The 13,018-nt window shown below is 74.5% G+C and carries 15 protein-coding genes; 10 read left to right on the forward strand and 5 right to left on the reverse strand.

The window, feature by feature from the left end:
- Positions 1–2: 2 nt before the first annotated feature.
- The 3 genes from AB2L28_RS20355 to AB2L28_RS20365 all read left to right on the forward strand — a co-directional run bounded on the left by AB2L28_RS20355 (position 3) and on the right by AB2L28_RS20365 (position 2,775).
- On the forward strand, positions 3–1,574 hold the full coding sequence (locus AB2L28_RS20355; protein WP_370720842.1) for a dipeptide ABC transporter ATP-binding protein: 1,572 nt from the start codon (positions 3–5) through the stop codon (positions 1,572–1,574).
- A 2-nt stretch (positions 1,575–1,576) separates the two neighbouring features.
- Entirely contained in the window at positions 1,577–2,206 is a 630-nt protein-coding gene (locus AB2L28_RS20360) for a GntR family transcriptional regulator (RefSeq protein WP_370720824.1), read from the forward strand.
- 245 nt (positions 2,207–2,451) lie between these two features.
- On the forward strand, positions 2,452–2,775 hold the full coding sequence (locus tag AB2L28_RS20365; RefSeq protein ID WP_370720825.1) for a hypothetical protein: 324 nt from the start codon (positions 2,452–2,454) through the stop codon (positions 2,773–2,775).
- Here the strand turns inward: AB2L28_RS20365 and AB2L28_RS20370 are convergent.
- Both AB2L28_RS20370 and AB2L28_RS20375 read right to left on the reverse strand, forming a co-directional pair.
- A complete protein-coding gene (locus AB2L28_RS20370) occupies positions 2,772–3,584 on the reverse strand; it encodes an Fpg/Nei family DNA glycosylase (protein ID WP_370720826.1) in 813 nt (270 codons plus the stop codon). The genes AB2L28_RS20365 and AB2L28_RS20370 overlap by 4 nt on opposite strands.
- Before the next feature lie 59 nt (positions 3,585–3,643).
- The gene (locus AB2L28_RS20375; RefSeq protein WP_370720827.1) at positions 3,644–4,726 is read right to left on the reverse strand and encodes an alkene reductase; all 1,083 of its coding nucleotides are present in this window, start codon (positions 4,724–4,726) and stop codon (positions 3,644–3,646) included.
- A gap of 58 nt (positions 4,727–4,784) precedes the next feature.
- On the opposite strand from AB2L28_RS20375, the gene AB2L28_RS20380 reads away from it, so the two are divergent.
- The 7 genes from AB2L28_RS20380 to AB2L28_RS20410 all read left to right on the forward strand — a co-directional run bounded on the left by AB2L28_RS20380 (position 4,785) and on the right by AB2L28_RS20410 (position 9,648).
- On the forward strand, positions 4,785–5,147 hold the full coding sequence (locus AB2L28_RS20380; protein ID WP_370720828.1) for a hypothetical protein: 363 nt from the start codon (positions 4,785–4,787) through the stop codon (positions 5,145–5,147).
- Positions 5,144–5,575 carry a hypothetical protein gene (locus AB2L28_RS20385; RefSeq protein ID WP_370720829.1) on the forward strand — a complete coding sequence of 144 codons (432 nt, stop codon included), beginning with the start codon at positions 5,144–5,146 and terminating at the stop codon, positions 5,573–5,575. Before AB2L28_RS20380 ends, AB2L28_RS20385 begins: the two co-directional genes overlap by 4 nt.
- Before the next feature lie 96 nt (positions 5,576–5,671).
- Positions 5,672–6,226 (forward strand): PadR family transcriptional regulator, encoded by a 555-nt coding sequence (locus AB2L28_RS20390; RefSeq protein WP_370720830.1) that lies wholly within the window; start codon positions 5,672–5,674, stop codon positions 6,224–6,226.
- The gene (locus AB2L28_RS20395) at positions 6,223–6,930 is read left to right on the forward strand and encodes an ABC transporter ATP-binding protein (protein ID WP_370720831.1); all 708 of its coding nucleotides are present in this window, start codon (positions 6,223–6,225) and stop codon (positions 6,928–6,930) included. The genes AB2L28_RS20390 and AB2L28_RS20395 overlap by 4 nt, the downstream gene beginning before the upstream one ends.
- Complete coding sequence (locus tag AB2L28_RS20400; RefSeq protein WP_370720832.1) at positions 6,927–8,465, forward strand: hypothetical protein; 1,539 nt, start codon at positions 6,927–6,929, stop codon at positions 8,463–8,465. The genes AB2L28_RS20395 and AB2L28_RS20400 overlap by 4 nt, the downstream gene beginning before the upstream one ends.
- 107 nt (positions 8,466–8,572) lie before the next feature.
- Positions 8,573–9,166: a CDP-alcohol phosphatidyltransferase family protein gene (locus tag AB2L28_RS20405; protein WP_370720833.1), complete on the forward strand. Its 594-nt coding sequence runs from the start codon at positions 8,573–8,575 to the stop codon at positions 9,164–9,166.
- A complete protein-coding gene (locus AB2L28_RS20410; protein ID WP_370720834.1) occupies positions 9,163–9,648 on the forward strand; it encodes a hypothetical protein in 486 nt (161 codons plus the stop codon). The genes AB2L28_RS20405 and AB2L28_RS20410 overlap by 4 nt, the downstream gene beginning before the upstream one ends.
- Before the next feature lie 7 nt (positions 9,649–9,655).
- Here AB2L28_RS20410 and AB2L28_RS20415 read toward each other — a convergent pair whose 3' ends face one another.
- The 3 genes from AB2L28_RS20415 to AB2L28_RS20425 are packed head-to-tail and all read right to left on the reverse strand — an operon-like array spanning position 9,656 to position 12,615.
- Positions 9,656–10,540 carry a phosphotransferase enzyme family protein gene (locus AB2L28_RS20415; RefSeq protein WP_370720835.1) on the reverse strand — a complete coding sequence of 295 codons (885 nt, stop codon included), beginning with the start codon at positions 10,538–10,540 and terminating at the stop codon, positions 9,656–9,658.
- 47 nt (positions 10,541–10,587) lie between these two features.
- The gene (locus AB2L28_RS20420) at positions 10,588–11,742 is read right to left on the reverse strand and encodes a glutathione-independent formaldehyde dehydrogenase (RefSeq protein ID WP_370720836.1); all 1,155 of its coding nucleotides are present in this window, start codon (positions 11,740–11,742) and stop codon (positions 10,588–10,590) included.
- Between the two features lie 36 nt (positions 11,743–11,778).
- Positions 11,779–12,615 carry an alpha/beta fold hydrolase gene (locus AB2L28_RS20425; protein WP_370720837.1) on the reverse strand — a complete coding sequence of 279 codons (837 nt, stop codon included), beginning with the start codon at positions 12,613–12,615 and terminating at the stop codon, positions 11,779–11,781.
- Positions 12,616–13,018: the final 403 nt, after the last annotated feature.

A 13,018-nucleotide genomic window follows, 5' to 3' on the forward strand; every position in this document is an offset into this window, starting at 1 on the left:
GGGTGACCGAGGACGCGGAACTGCTGCAGGTGGAGGGTCTGCAGGTCGCCTACGGCGCCACCACGGTCCTGCACGGGGTCGACGTGACGGTCCGCCGCGGGCACCGCGTCGCCGTCGTCGGCGCCTCGGGGTCGGGCAAGTCGACGACGGCCGCCGCCGTGACGGGTCTGCTCCAGGGCGCCGGTCGCGTCACCGGCGGTCGGGTCGTCGTGGCCGGGGACGACATCACGGCCGCCCTGCGCGACCGGGACGAGAACCGGTTGCGCCGCCTGCGCGGACGGCGGATCGGTCTCGTGCCGCAGGACCCGATGTCGAACCTCAACCCCTCGGCCCGGGTCGGCCGGCAGGTCGCGGAGACCCTCGCCATGCACGGCCTGGCGAGGGGTTCCGCCGCGCGGGACCGCGCCGTGGAACTGCTCGAGGAGGCCGGCATCCCCGACGCCGGCCGCCGCGCCCGGCAGTACCCGCACGAGTTCTCCGGCGGGATGCGCCAGCGCGTCCTCATCGCGATGGCGCTGGCCGCCGAACCCGAACTCCTCATCGCCGACGAACCCACCTCGGCGCTCGACGTGACGGTCCAGCGGCAGATCCTCGACCACCTCGACCGGCTGACCGCGGCGCGCGGGGCGTCGCTGCTGCTCGTGACCCACGACCTGGCGCTGGCGGCGGACCGGTGCGACGACGTCGTGGTGATGTCCGAGGGCCGGGTCGTCGAGACCGGGCCGGCGGGTCGGGTGCTGCGCGCGCCCGCCGCCGAGTACTCCCGCGCGCTCGTCGCGGCGGCCCCCGCGACGGCCGGTCGGACCGCCCCGCGCGAACTGCCCGCGCGGACCGGTGAGGACGTGCTCGCCGTGGAGGACCTCGTGAAGGAGTACCGGGTCCGGGGTCAGCGCGAGAGGCTGCGCGCCGTTGACGGGGTCTCCTTCAGCGTCCCCGCCGGGACGACGACGGCCGTCGTGGGGGAGTCCGGGTCGGGCAAGACGACGACGGCCCGGCTCGTCCTCGGGCTCGAGGACCCCACGAGCGGGCGGGTCGTCGTCGACGGCGGCCGCCGCGACGTGCAGCCGGTGTTCCAGGACCCCTTCGGGTCCCTCGACCCGACGAAGACGCTCGAACGCCTCATCGACGAACCGCTGCGCATCGCCCGCGTCGGGGACACCCGCAGCCGGAAGGCCCGCGTCGGGGAACTGCTCGACCAGGTGTCGCTGAGCCGGACGACGGCGCAGCGCCGCCCGACGGAACTGTCCGGCGGGCAGCGCCAGCGCGTGGCCATCGCGCGGGCGCTGGCGCTGAACCCGAAGGTGGTCGTGCTCGACGAGGCGACGTCCGCGCTGGACGTGCTCGTGCAGCAGCAGGTGCTCGACCTGCTGGAGCGGTTGCAGGAGGACCTCGGGCTCACGTACCTGTTCATCACGCACGACCTGGCCGTCGCGCGGCACCTGGCCCACCAGGTCCTCGTCATGCGGTCCGGGCGGGTCGTGGAACAGGGCATGATCGGGGACGTGTTCGACCACCCCCGCGAGGAGTACACCGCTCAGCTGCTGTCGGCGATCCCCGGCCGGGCGGCGGCCTGAGCGTGGGGTCGTCGGCGGAGCGGGTCACCGAGGAGCTGCGGCGCGACGTCCTCGGCGGGTTCTTCCCGCCGGGGACGCGGCTGACGGAGACGGCCCTGGTGGACCGGTACGGCACCTCGCGGGTGCCGGTGCGGGAGGCGCTGCGCGCGCTGGCCGGCGAGGGTTTCGTCGAGCTGCGCCCCAACGCCGGCGCCCGCGTCGCGCAGGTCCCCGTCGACGACCTCACCGACCTGTACTCCGTCCGCTGCGTCGTCGAGGAGATCACCGCGGGCCGGTGCGCCCGCCGCGTCGCGGCGGGGGAGACCGCCGTCGTCGAGGAGCTGACGGAGATCGTCGAGGCGGGGTTCGCCTCGCTCGACTCCGACGACCCCGTCCTCGGGGCGGAGCTCAACTCCCGGTTCCACGGCACCGTCGCCCGGTTGTCCGGGTCGCGCAGCATGACCCTCGTCCTGCGCCGCGTGAGCGAGCAGATCCAGTGGGCCTACGCCACCACCGTCCCCCAGCAGGGGCACCGCGCCTGGACCGAGCACCGCCGGGTCGTCGCCGCCATCGCCACGGGCGACGAGGCGAAGGCCGGGTTGGCGATGGTCAGGCACGTCGAGACGTCGCGGCGGGGGTTCGCGCGCCGGTAGCCGGCCGTGTGCGCCGAGTTCCCGTCGAACCCCTCGTGCAGGGCGCGACCCGTGACCGCGGACAGCCCCCAGCGCCCTTCCGACCTCCCCGACGACGACGGGGAGCTGCTCGAGCAGGTGGAGCGACGAGTCCGGACGACCCGGGTCCGCGCTGCTCGTGCCGCCAACACCGAGCTGCTGCGGCTGCACCGGTCGATCGGGCGGGACGTGCTGGATCGGCAGCAGACGCCGGGTGGGGGGCCGAGGTGGTCGACCGTTTCGCCGCCGATCTGCGTGCGGCCTTCCCGGTCCAACGGGGCTGGTCCCGCAACGTCCTGCAGCACCACCTGGCGACCGTGCTGCACCGCCGCGAGGGGGAGGCACCGTCGAACGTCGCCGCCCAGCTCCCCGCCCCGGACTCCGACCTGGAGCAGTCGCTCGTGGACCGCCTGCAGGACACGCTCACGGAGTTCGGCCACGGCACGGCGTTCGTCGGGTACACCTACGACTGCCTGCCCGCCGAGGAACGCGCCGCCCTGCCGGACGTCGACACCCTCACCTCCGCCCTCGGCGGGGACCGGGACCGCTAGGCGGCGCCCTGCTCCTTCGAGCACCACCACGTCGTGCGGCCGCCCACCGTGGCCCGCACCATCCCCGCCCCGCACCGCGGGCAGTGCTCCCCGGACTTCCGGTGCGGGACGACCTCGCCGGTGTGGACGCCGCCGTGCTTCACCGCGTGCCGGATGCCGGCCCGCAGCTGCCGGCGCAGCTCGTCGAGCTCGTCGGTGCGCAGCTCACCCGCAGGGGTGCGCGGGTCGAGCCGGGCTCGCCACAGCACCTCGTCGGCCAGCAGGTTCCCGATGCCCGCGACGACGGACTGGTCCAGCAGGCGCGCCTTGAGGGGAGCCGTCCCGCGTCCGACCCGTTCGCGGAACACGTCCCGCTCGACGTGCTCGGCGTCCGGGCCGAGGGCGGACAGGTCCGGGTCGAGGCGCACCCGCCCCAGCCGTCGCTTGTCGAGCAACCGCAGGGTGCCGCCGTCGGCGAAGGTCAGCGTGAAGCGGTACCACTCGTCCTTCTGGACGCGCGGCACCTTCGGCGTGCCCTCGTAGTCGCCGCCGACGACCCGGTCCCCCGCGGGGGAGGTGATGACGATGCGACCGCTCATGCCGAGGTGGATGCCGAGGGCCGGCCCGTCGCCCGAGGTGTCGCACCACATCGACTTCCCCTGCCGGTGCGCCGCCGTCAGCGAACGGCCGACGAGGGCGGTGCGCAGGTCACCCGGCGCGTGGGGGCGGCACTCGTACGTGTCGCGGTCGTCGACGTCGGCGATCTCGCGGTGCAGACCGCCCGCCTCGACGACCTGGCGGGCCGATTCGACCTCGGGGAGTTCAGGCACCCGCGGAACGTAACCGAGCCACCGCCTCCCCGCCCCCCGGCCGCCCCCGGGAGCTCACCTCACGCGGGCGTCCCCGGCAGGAACGGGTAGTCGGTGTAGCCGCGAGAGCCCTCGCTGTACACGGTGCTCTGGTCCAGGACGTTCTCCGGGTGCCCGCCCTGCCAGCGGGCGACCAGGTCCGGGTTGGCCATGACGGCCCGGCCCACGGCCACGACGTCGGCGACGCCGTCGGCGAGGTAGCCGGTCGCCTCCTCGCGCGTGGTCGCCTGCGCGAACCCGGTGTTCACCATGAGCGGGCCGCCGAAGCGCTTGCGCAGACCCTGGACGAACTCACCCGCGGGTTCGGCGTGCAGGACGCTCAGGTACGCCAACCCCAGCGGCTGCAGCTGCTCGGCCAGGTGGGTGTAGGTCTCCTCGACGTCGGCGGGGTCCTTCTCCCAGGCGTCCTGGATGTTGTGCGCGGGGGAGACGCGGACGCCGACGCGGCCGGCGCCGATCTCCGCGGCCACGGCCTGCGCGACGCGGACGGTCAGGCGGGCGCGGTTCGCCGGCGACCCGCCGTACTCGTCGGTGCGCTGGTTGGCGCCGGGGGCGAGGAACTCGTGCAGCAGGTACCCGTTGGCGCTGTGGATCTCCACGCCGTCGATGCCGGCGTCCACCGCGCGGCGGGAGGCGGCCACGAAGTCGGCGACGACGTCGTCGACCTCGGCGGTGGTCAGCGCGTGCGGGACGGGGTAGGGCTTCTTGCCCAGCGGCGTGCGAGCCTCGCCGGAGACGGCGATCGCGCTCGGGGCGACGATGCGGTCGGTGCCGGTGATGTCGGTGTGCGAGACGCGCCCGCCGTGCATGACCTGGACGACGATGCGCCCGCCGGCGGCGTGCACGCCCTCGGCGACCCGCCGCCACCCCTCCTGCTGCTCGTCGGTCACGAGACCGGGCTGGCCGGGGTAGGAGCGCGACTCGTGGCTGGGGTAGGTGCCCTCGGAGACGATGAGGCCCGTGCCGGCCCGCTGGGAGTAGTGCTCGACGAGCAGGTCGTTCGGCACGCCCCCGGCCCCCGCGCGGGTGCGCGTCAGGGGGGCCATCACGAGGCGGTTGGGCAGGGTGAGGTCGCCCAGGGCGACGGACGAGAACAGATCCATGTGCACCTGCAACTACCGGGCTCGGCGCACGATTCCCGCCCCCGTAGAGTTCACCCCCGTGTCCGGTGTCCTCGTCGCGATCACGTGCGCGCTGTGCCTGGTCCTGTGCGGGTGGGCCGTCCTCACCGTCGCCCGCGACCGCCGCGTCGGCAGGGCGCTGCTCACCGGCCTGACCGTGGTCGAGCTGTCCGTGCTCGCCACCGTCGTCGACGGCCTCGTGGCGCTGGCCACCGGCACCCGCCCCGTCGAGCTGGCGACGTCCGTCGCCTACCTCGTGGTGGCCCCCTTCATCATCCCCGCCGGCACCTTCTGGGCGCTGGCGGACCGCTCGCGGCCCAGCACGCTCGTCCTCGCCGTCGCCTGCTTCGCCGTCGTCGTCATCGCCTACCGGGCGCTGCTGCTCTTCTCGGTGACCCGGTGAGCACCCCGGGGCGGACGCCGGGTCGTCCGGGTCGCACGACGGGGCTGGGGCGCGTCCTCGTCGCGCTGTACGCCGTCTTCGCCGTCGCCGCCGTCTCGCGCGCGGGCGTCCAGATCGCGACCGACTTCCACGAGGCCCCGCTGGCCTACCTGCTGTCCGCCGTCGCCGGCGTCGTCTACGTCCTCGCGACGGTGGGTCTGGGCCGGTCCGGTGCGCGCTGGCGGCGCGTGGCGTGGGTGGCGTGCAGCGTCGAGCTGCTGGGCGTCCTGACCGTCGGGACCCTCAGCCTCGCCGACGCGCAGGCCTTCCCGCGCTCGACGGTCTGGTCCGGGTACGGGTCGGGGTACGGCTTCGTCCCCCTCGTGCTGCCGGTGCTCGGGCTGGTCTACCTGCGGCGCGAGTCGCGGGCGGCGCGCCGCCCGGCCTGACGCCCGCACCGCTCCGCTCCCCCTCGTCCTGCGACGCGGCGGACGATCCGCGCAAACTACTCACTCAGTACATACACGTGGTGTACGTTGCCGATCATGTCGCTCGTCGAGCTGCACCTGGCGCTCCTGACGGCGGGGCCCGCGCACGGGTACGACCTGAAGAGGGAGTACGACGCGTGGTTCCCCGACGCCAAACCGCTGCCCTTCGGGCAGGTGTACGCCACGCTCGGGCGGCTGGTCCGCGACGGTCTGGCCGAGGTGGTCGAGACGCGTTCCGAGGGGGGGCCGGAACGAACCGTCTACACGGTCACCGACGCGGGCCGGGCGAGGTTGCGGGAGTGGCTGGCCGAGCCGGCCCCGCCCGCGGTCTCCGGCACGGAGGACCTCGTGCGCAAGACGGTCGTCGCCCTGCGCACGAGGGACCCGGACCGGCCGGCCAGCGCCTTCGTCGACGACCAGCGGGTCGCGCACCTGCGCCGCATCAGGTCCCTGGCCGCCGCAGCTCCCGCGGGTCCCGGGGAGGACCTCGGCTCCCGCCTGGCCCGCCGCTACGCGGCCCTGCACCTCGACGCCGACCTGCGCTGGCTCGACGAGGCCGCCACCGCGCTCGAGACCCGTCCACGACACCCCGACCAGGAAGGCCCCCGATGAGCCTGTCCCGCACGGACGCGACCGGTGCCGGTGCGACCCTGGCCCTGCGCGGCGTCAGCCACGCCTACGCCAGGACCCCGGCGCTGCGCGAGGTCTCGCTCACGGTGGAACCCGGTGAGGTCGTGGCCGTGACCGGGCCCAGCGGGTGCGGCAAGTCGACGCTGCTGCACGTCGCGGCCGGGCTGCTGGTGCCCCAGGCCGGGGCCGTCGGGCTCCTCGGCCACGACCTGCACGACCTCGGCGAGACCGCGCGGGCCGTCCTGCGCCGCCGGGACGTGGGCATCGTCCTGCAGTACGGCCAGCTCGTGCCGGACATGACGCTGGAGGACAACGTCGCCCTCCCGCTGCTGCTCGACGGCGGTGACCTCGCCGCCTCCCGCACCGCGGCCCGGGACGCGCTCGCGCGGGTCGGTCTGGAACAGGCCGGGCAGGCCGTCCCCGAGGAGCTGTCCGGGGGTCAGGCCCAGCGGGCCGCGATCGCCCGCGCGCTCATCACCTCCCCGCGGCTCCTGCTGGCCGACGAACCCGTCGCGAGCCTGGACGCCGTCGCCGCGGCGGACGCCCTCGACCTCATGCTGGCGGTCGCCCGCCGCGACGGGGGTGCCGTCGTCCTCGTCACCCACGACAACCTCGTCGCCGCGACGGCCGACCGCGAGGTCCGGCTGCGCGAGGGCCGGGTCGAGCGCGAGACGGTGCTGCGGTGAGCGCGGACCTCGCGCCCCGGCGCAGCGCCGCCTCGTCGCTCCAGCCGGCCGCGGTGCGGTCGTTGACGACCGTGCGTTCGGCGACCGACCGGGTGCGGTTCCGCGCCACGGCCGCCGCCGCGGCCGGGACCGGGGTCGCCCTGCTCATCGCGGCGTCGGCCGCGACCGTCCGCGACGACGTCTTCACCGGAACCTCCGTCGGGACGGGGGCGGACGGGACCCGGATCACCGAGGACACGTTCGCGGCGCCCCGCGGGCTCGCCCCGTTCCTGGCCGAACCGGGTCTGCGCCCGGGGTTCGCGATCGCGGCCGTCCTCCTCGTCCTGCCCTTCCTCGCCCTGGCCGTGCAGGCCGTCCGCGTCGGACGGGTCGTCGACGAGCGGCGCAGCCGGCGGCTCCTGCTCGCCGGGGCCACGTGGGCGGACGTGCGCAGGCTGCGGATCGCGCGGACCCGCGCGGCGTTCGTCCGCGGGGGGTTGCTGGCCGGGCCGGTCTACCTGGTGCTGTGGCTCGTCCTGGGAGTGGCGCTGCCGGCGGGGTCGCGGCTGCTGCCGCCCCTGCACTGGGTCATGCCACTGGTCTGGCTCGCGGTCGTGGGAGTCCTCGCGGTGGCGGCGCGGCTGCTCGCCGTCCTCGGTTTCCGCCGGGCCGAACGGTTGTCCTGGGACGGGGCGGGCGCCGGTGTCCCGTCGCGGACCTTCGTCCTGCTCAGCGCCCTGAGCGGGGTGGCGCTCGTCGTGGCAGCGCCCGCGCTGGCCCGGTCCGAGCAGGTGTTCCCGGCCCTGCTCGTCCTGACCGTCGTCCTGTTCCTCCTGGCCGCCGGGGGAGGGGCCGCCCGGTCCGCGGCCGGCGTCTCCCGCCGGGCGCAGCCCCCTTCCCCCGGTGCTCCCGCCGATCCGGTCGCGGGGCGGGGCAGATCCGGCCGCCGGTGGTTCGCGCGGGGGGACAGCGCGGTGCACCTCCTCGCCGACGCCCAGCGCCGGGGCAGCACCGGTGCCATCACCGGAACGGCCGGGGTCCTGTTCGTGTGCGGGCTGTCCTTCGGCGTCGAGGCGGCGATGGTGGCCCAGGTCCTCACCGAACGCAGCGGCGGGGGCGGGTACGACTGGTCCGACGTCGCCTTCTACGTGACGGGTGCGGCACTGGCCGCCGTCGTGGGGGTCGTCGGTGGGCTCGTCGCGGTCGCGGCGCTCCTGCTGAGCCTCACCGACCAGCTGCTGGGGAACCGGCGAGCGGTGGCGTCCGTCGCGGCCCTGGGGGTCGAACCCCGGCGCCTCGTCCGCGTCCAGGCGGCGTGCCTGCGGCGCACGGCGGTCCCCGCCACGGTCGTCGGCACCGTCGTCGCCGCGGTCCCGTACACCTTCGGGTTGGTCGCGAGCGCCGCGGACGGCGGCTGGTCCCCGTACGTCCTGCTGCCCGTCGTCGTGGTCGTCGTCGTGGCGCTCGTCACCACGACGGCGTGCGACCTCCTGGCCCGCCTGCTCGCCGGCCGGGTCCGCCAGGCGGCGGCCCTGGAGAACCTCCGGGTCCCCTGACCCGGGACGCACCGTGTCCTGGCACCCGCGGGTGCCGTCAGCAGTCGAGTGGGGGAGGCGTCGTGGTGGGTCACTTCCGGGGGTGCCGGCACGAGGGGGACGGCCGCGTGGTCAACGTCCCGAACGCCGTCACGGCGGCGCGGACGGTGGGGAGCCTGGCCTGCGCGGCCGTCGCGATCCTCGTCGGCTCCGAGGTGTGGCTGGCGGTCGCGCTGGCGGTGTACTGGATCGGCGACATCGCCGACGGGGCGCTGGCCCGCCGGCTGGGGCAGGAGACCACGCTCGGCGCGGTGTTCGACATCGTCTGCGACCGGGCCTGCGGTGCGTGCTTCTTCCTCGGGTGGGCTGCGCTGCACCCGGAGACCGCGCTGGTGGTGGTCCTGTTCCTCGCCGAGTTCATGGTCGTCGACTTCCTGCTGTCGTTCAGCTTCTACCTGTTCCCGATCAACAGCCCGAACTACTTCGGCGCGGTCGACCGCCGGGTGTTCCTGCTGAACTGGTCGAAGGTGGCGAAGTCGCTCAACAGCGGGCTCATCGCCGTGCTGCTCCTGACGGACGTGACGCTGTGGGTCCCCGCGGCCATCGCCACGGTGCTCGTGGTCGTCAAGGGCTACTCGCTCCTGCGCACGTCCCGGCTGCCCCGACGGCGGGACGCCGACTGCGTGGTCACGGGTGGCCTCTTCGCGGTCGCCGCCCCGTGAACCCGATCGTCGGGTCGCTGTCCCTCCTCGGGCTCTCCTTCGTCTCGGCGCTCACCCCCTTCGTCAACGCCGAGGCCGCTCTCGTCGCCTCCCAGGCGCTGGAGGACCCCCTGCCGTGGCTGCCGGCGGCGCTCGCGGCCGCCGTGGGGCAGATGGGGGCGAAGTACCTCTACTTCCGGCTCGGGCACTGGCGCTCGTCGACGACCCGCGCGAAACCGGTCCCGCGGTGGCAGCGACGCCTGACCGACTGGAGCGGCGCGATGCTCACCCGCGGCAGGTGGCGGGGGGTCCTCGTCCTGGCGCTGAGCTCGTCGGTGGGGTTGCCCCCGCTGCTGCTGGTCAGCGTGAGCGCGGGGCTGGCGCGGATGCGCACCGTCGACTTCCTCGTCGTGGGGGTGCTGGGCCGCGCCGTCCGGTTCGCCGCCGTCCTGCTCGGAGCCGGTCAGCTCATCCACTGGTTGCACGTCCCGGGACTGGGGTAGGCGCCGGTCAGCCGCCGGAGCCGAAGAACTCCCGGGCGTCGTGCAGACCCTTCGCGTTCTCCCCCGGGTCGTCGATCCCGGTGCGGTCGTCGGTCACGACCCGGTGCGCGAAGTAGTCGGCCTGCACCGCCCACCGCACCGCGTGCAGGACGTCGAGGCCCCGCTCGACCTCGGACGGCGCGAGGACGCCGGTCGCGACGTACGCCTCGACGAGCGCCGTGGCGCGGTCGGGGCCGCCGAGGTAGAGCGCGGCGCTCGCGAGGTCGTACAAGAGCGGGCCGGGTTCGGCGCTGGACCAGTCGATGAGGCCGCAGTCCCCGTCCCCGAGCGCCAGGAACGCGCCCGGATCGGGATCACCGTGCAGCACGGCGCAGGTCAGCGGAGGCCCGGCCGCCCGGAGGGCGGTGTACCGGGCGAGGGCGTCGCGCACGGCCGGGCGCACCCAGGGCTCCACCTCGAGGTGGGCGGCACCGGGGTCGACCCAGTGCGGGAAGGCACCGGGCGACCCGGGTCCCGTCGTGGCGGTGAGGGCGTGGTGGGCCCGCCCGAGCGTGGTGCCGATGAGCACCTGCTCGCGCGGGTCCGCACCGGTCAGGGGCGCACCTTCGACCCGGCGCAGCAAGGCCAGCGTTCCGGCGCGCAGCTCACCCTGCCGGGTGGGTTCCGGCGCCCCGGCCGGGACCCCGGCGGCGTCCACCACCTGCGCCGCCCGCAGGCCGAGGGCGAAGCCCGTCTCGCTCGCCGCGGCGACCGCCTTCGCGACCCACCGGCCGCCGCTCCCCGTCACCGTCCACGTCGTGGAGTTCATGCCGCCGGGCAGGGACGAGACGTCGACGGGACCCACGGCCCAGTGCCTGGCCACCAGCTCGCGCACGTCGTCGACGGTCAGCACGGTGGCACGGTACGGGCCGGGGGTCCCTCCCGCCACGGGTCCCGGGGTCAGCGCGCGGTGGCGAGGTCCCCCGGGTGCAGGACGACCTTCGTCCAGCCGTCCTCGCGCCGGTCGAACGTCGAGTACGCCGAACCCGCCTCGGTGAGGTCGAGCTCGTGGCTCACGATGAAGCCCGGCGTGGCGACACCGGAGGTGATGAGGTTCCGCAGCTTCACGTTGTACGCCTTGACGTTGCACTGGCCGGTGCCCATCGACTGGCCCTTGAACCAGAACGTCCCGTAGTCGAAGGCGAGCTTGCCCTGCTGGGACAACTCGTCCTTCGCGCCCGGGTCCTGCGGCAGGTAAACGCCCACCACACCGATCCCGCCGGTCGCCTTCACCACCTGCACGAGCTGGTTCAGGACCATCGAGGCGTCCTCCTGGCCGGAGGGGTCGTGCGCCTGGTAGCCGATGGCCTCGACGCCGCGGTCGACACCCCGGCCCCCGGTGGCCTGCATGATCTGCTCGACCGGGTCGCCGGCCGAGTCGTCGACGGGGGTGGCGCCGGCCTTGCGCACCAGCGCGAGCCGGTCGGGGTGACGGTCGACCACGAACACCTCGGCGGCGCCGCGGATCCGGGCCGAGTGCGCGGCCATGAGGCCGACGGGACCGGCACCCCACACGACGACGGAGTCACCCGGCTCGAACCGCGACAGTTCCACCCCGTGCCAGCCGGTGGGGAAGATGTCCGACAGCATCGTGTAGTCGAGTTCCTTCTCGGTGCCCTCGGGCAGCACGAGGGCGTTGAAGTCGGCCCACGGCACCCGCAGCAGCTCGGCCTGGCCACCGGCGTACTCACCCATCGCGGCGAACCCGAAGGCGGCACCGGCCGTCCCCGCCTGGTTGGCGCGCAGGCAGAACGCGGTCCGGCCCGCGGCGCAGTTCTCGCAGCTTCCGCAGGCGACGTTGAACGGCAGGCTGACGCGGTCGCCGACCTTCAGCCGGTCGACGCCGGAGCCGACGGCCTCGACGACGCCCATGTTCTCGTGACCGAGCACGCGCCCGGTCTCCATGCCGGTGCGGCCCTCGTACATGTGCAGGTCCGAGCCGCAGATGTTCGTCGAGGTGATCCGGACGACGGCGTCCGTCGGTCGTTCGACCGTCGCGTCGGGGACGTCCTGGACGGAGACGTCGAACGCGCCGTTGTAGACGAGTGCTTTCACGGGGAACTCCTCGGAGTCTGGTGGTGGTGCCGGGGGTCAGGAGGCGAGGAACTCGAGGAGGACCCGGTTGAACTCCTCGGCGTGGCTGACGTTGAACCCGTGCGGGGCTCCCGCGACGACGTGCAGGCGGCTTCCCGCGACGGCGGCGTGCGTGCGGGCGCCGGAACCCTCGAACGGGACGATCGCGTCGGAGCCACCGTGGATGACCAGCGTCGGAACGGTGACCTTCGGCAGGTCCTCGCGGAAGTCGGTCGTGCCGAACGCCTCCATCGTCTTCAGGGCGGCCTTGTGGTCGGCCTGCTTCGTCAGTTCCCGGGCTTCCCGGCGCTGCGCCTCGGTGACCTGGAGCTCACCGTCGACGGAGAAGAAGTCCGTGACGAACCCGTCGTAGAACGCGTCCTCGTCGGACTTCAGGCCCGACTCCATCTCGTCGGCCGCCTCCTGCGTCAGCGGTCCCTGCGGGTTGTCGTCGGTCTTGGCCATGTAGGGCGGGACGGCCCCGGCGAAGACGACGCTGTGGAGGCGGTCAGTGCCGTACCGGCCGACGTACCGGGCGACCTCACCGCCACCCATGGAGAAGCCGACGAGGGTGACGTCGCGCAGGTCGAGCTGCTCCAGGAGGGAGTGCAGGTCGTCGGCGAGGGTGTCGTAGTCGTACCCGCTGCGGGTCTTGTCGCTGCGGCCGAAACCCCGGCGGTCGTACGTGACGACCCGGTGCCCCGCGGCGGTGAGCGCCGGCACCTGCTCCGACCACGACGCGCCGGACAGGGGCCAGCCGTGGATCAGCACGACGGGGCGTCCTGCGCCGCCGGTGTCGTCGACGTGCAGGTTCGTGTCCTTGAACAGTCCGTGGTGGGCCGTGACCTCGGTCATCGTGGTCTCCTCCGAAGGGTGCGCGGTCGGCGTGCGGTCTCCCGCCGACGGGTTCGACGCTACGAAGACCGCAGGGGGTCCGCGCGGTGAAACCGGGGTCGCGGCGGGTCGGTTCCGCCCACGTGCACGCTCCGGCGTCCTCGGGCACGCTCGGTGCTCGCGGTGGCCGGGGGAGGGTGCCCGCACCGCGGTCCCGACCCGGGGAAACGTCTCGACGGGCCCGTCGGGCGCGCGTACCGTCGAAGGGTGCTGACGACCCCGCGCACCGGGTGGCAGCCGCTGTAGCAGCGGCTGCGACGTCGACCCGTCCCCAGCCGCCCACGGCGGCTCCGGGGACGTGCGACACGTCGGGGCGGGCGGTGGGCGGCACCCACCCCGAGGAGCACCCGTGCCCCACCCGCAT

The organism is Kineococcus mangrovi, assembly GCF_041320705.1.
Classification (GTDB): Bacteria; Actinomycetota; Actinomycetes; order Actinomycetales; family Kineococcaceae; genus Kineococcus; species Kineococcus mangrovi.

Bases quoted from the DNA above. Each gene is read 5' to 3' on its own strand.
- AB2L28_RS20395 (WP_370720831.1), top strand. From the start codon at position 6,223: ATGAGCCTGTCCCGCACGGACGCGACCGGTGCCGGTGCGACCCTGGCC.
- AB2L28_RS20425 (WP_370720837.1), bottom strand. From the start codon at position 12,615: ATGACCGAGGTCACGGCCCACCACGGACTGTTCAAGGACACGAACCTG.
- AB2L28_RS20375 (WP_370720827.1), bottom strand. From the start codon at position 4,726: ATGGATCTGTTCTCGTCCGTCGCCCTGGGCGACCTCACCCTGCCCAAC.
- AB2L28_RS20390 (WP_370720830.1), top strand. From the start codon at position 5,672: ATGTCGCTCGTCGAGCTGCACCTGGCGCTCCTGACGGCGGGGCCCGCG.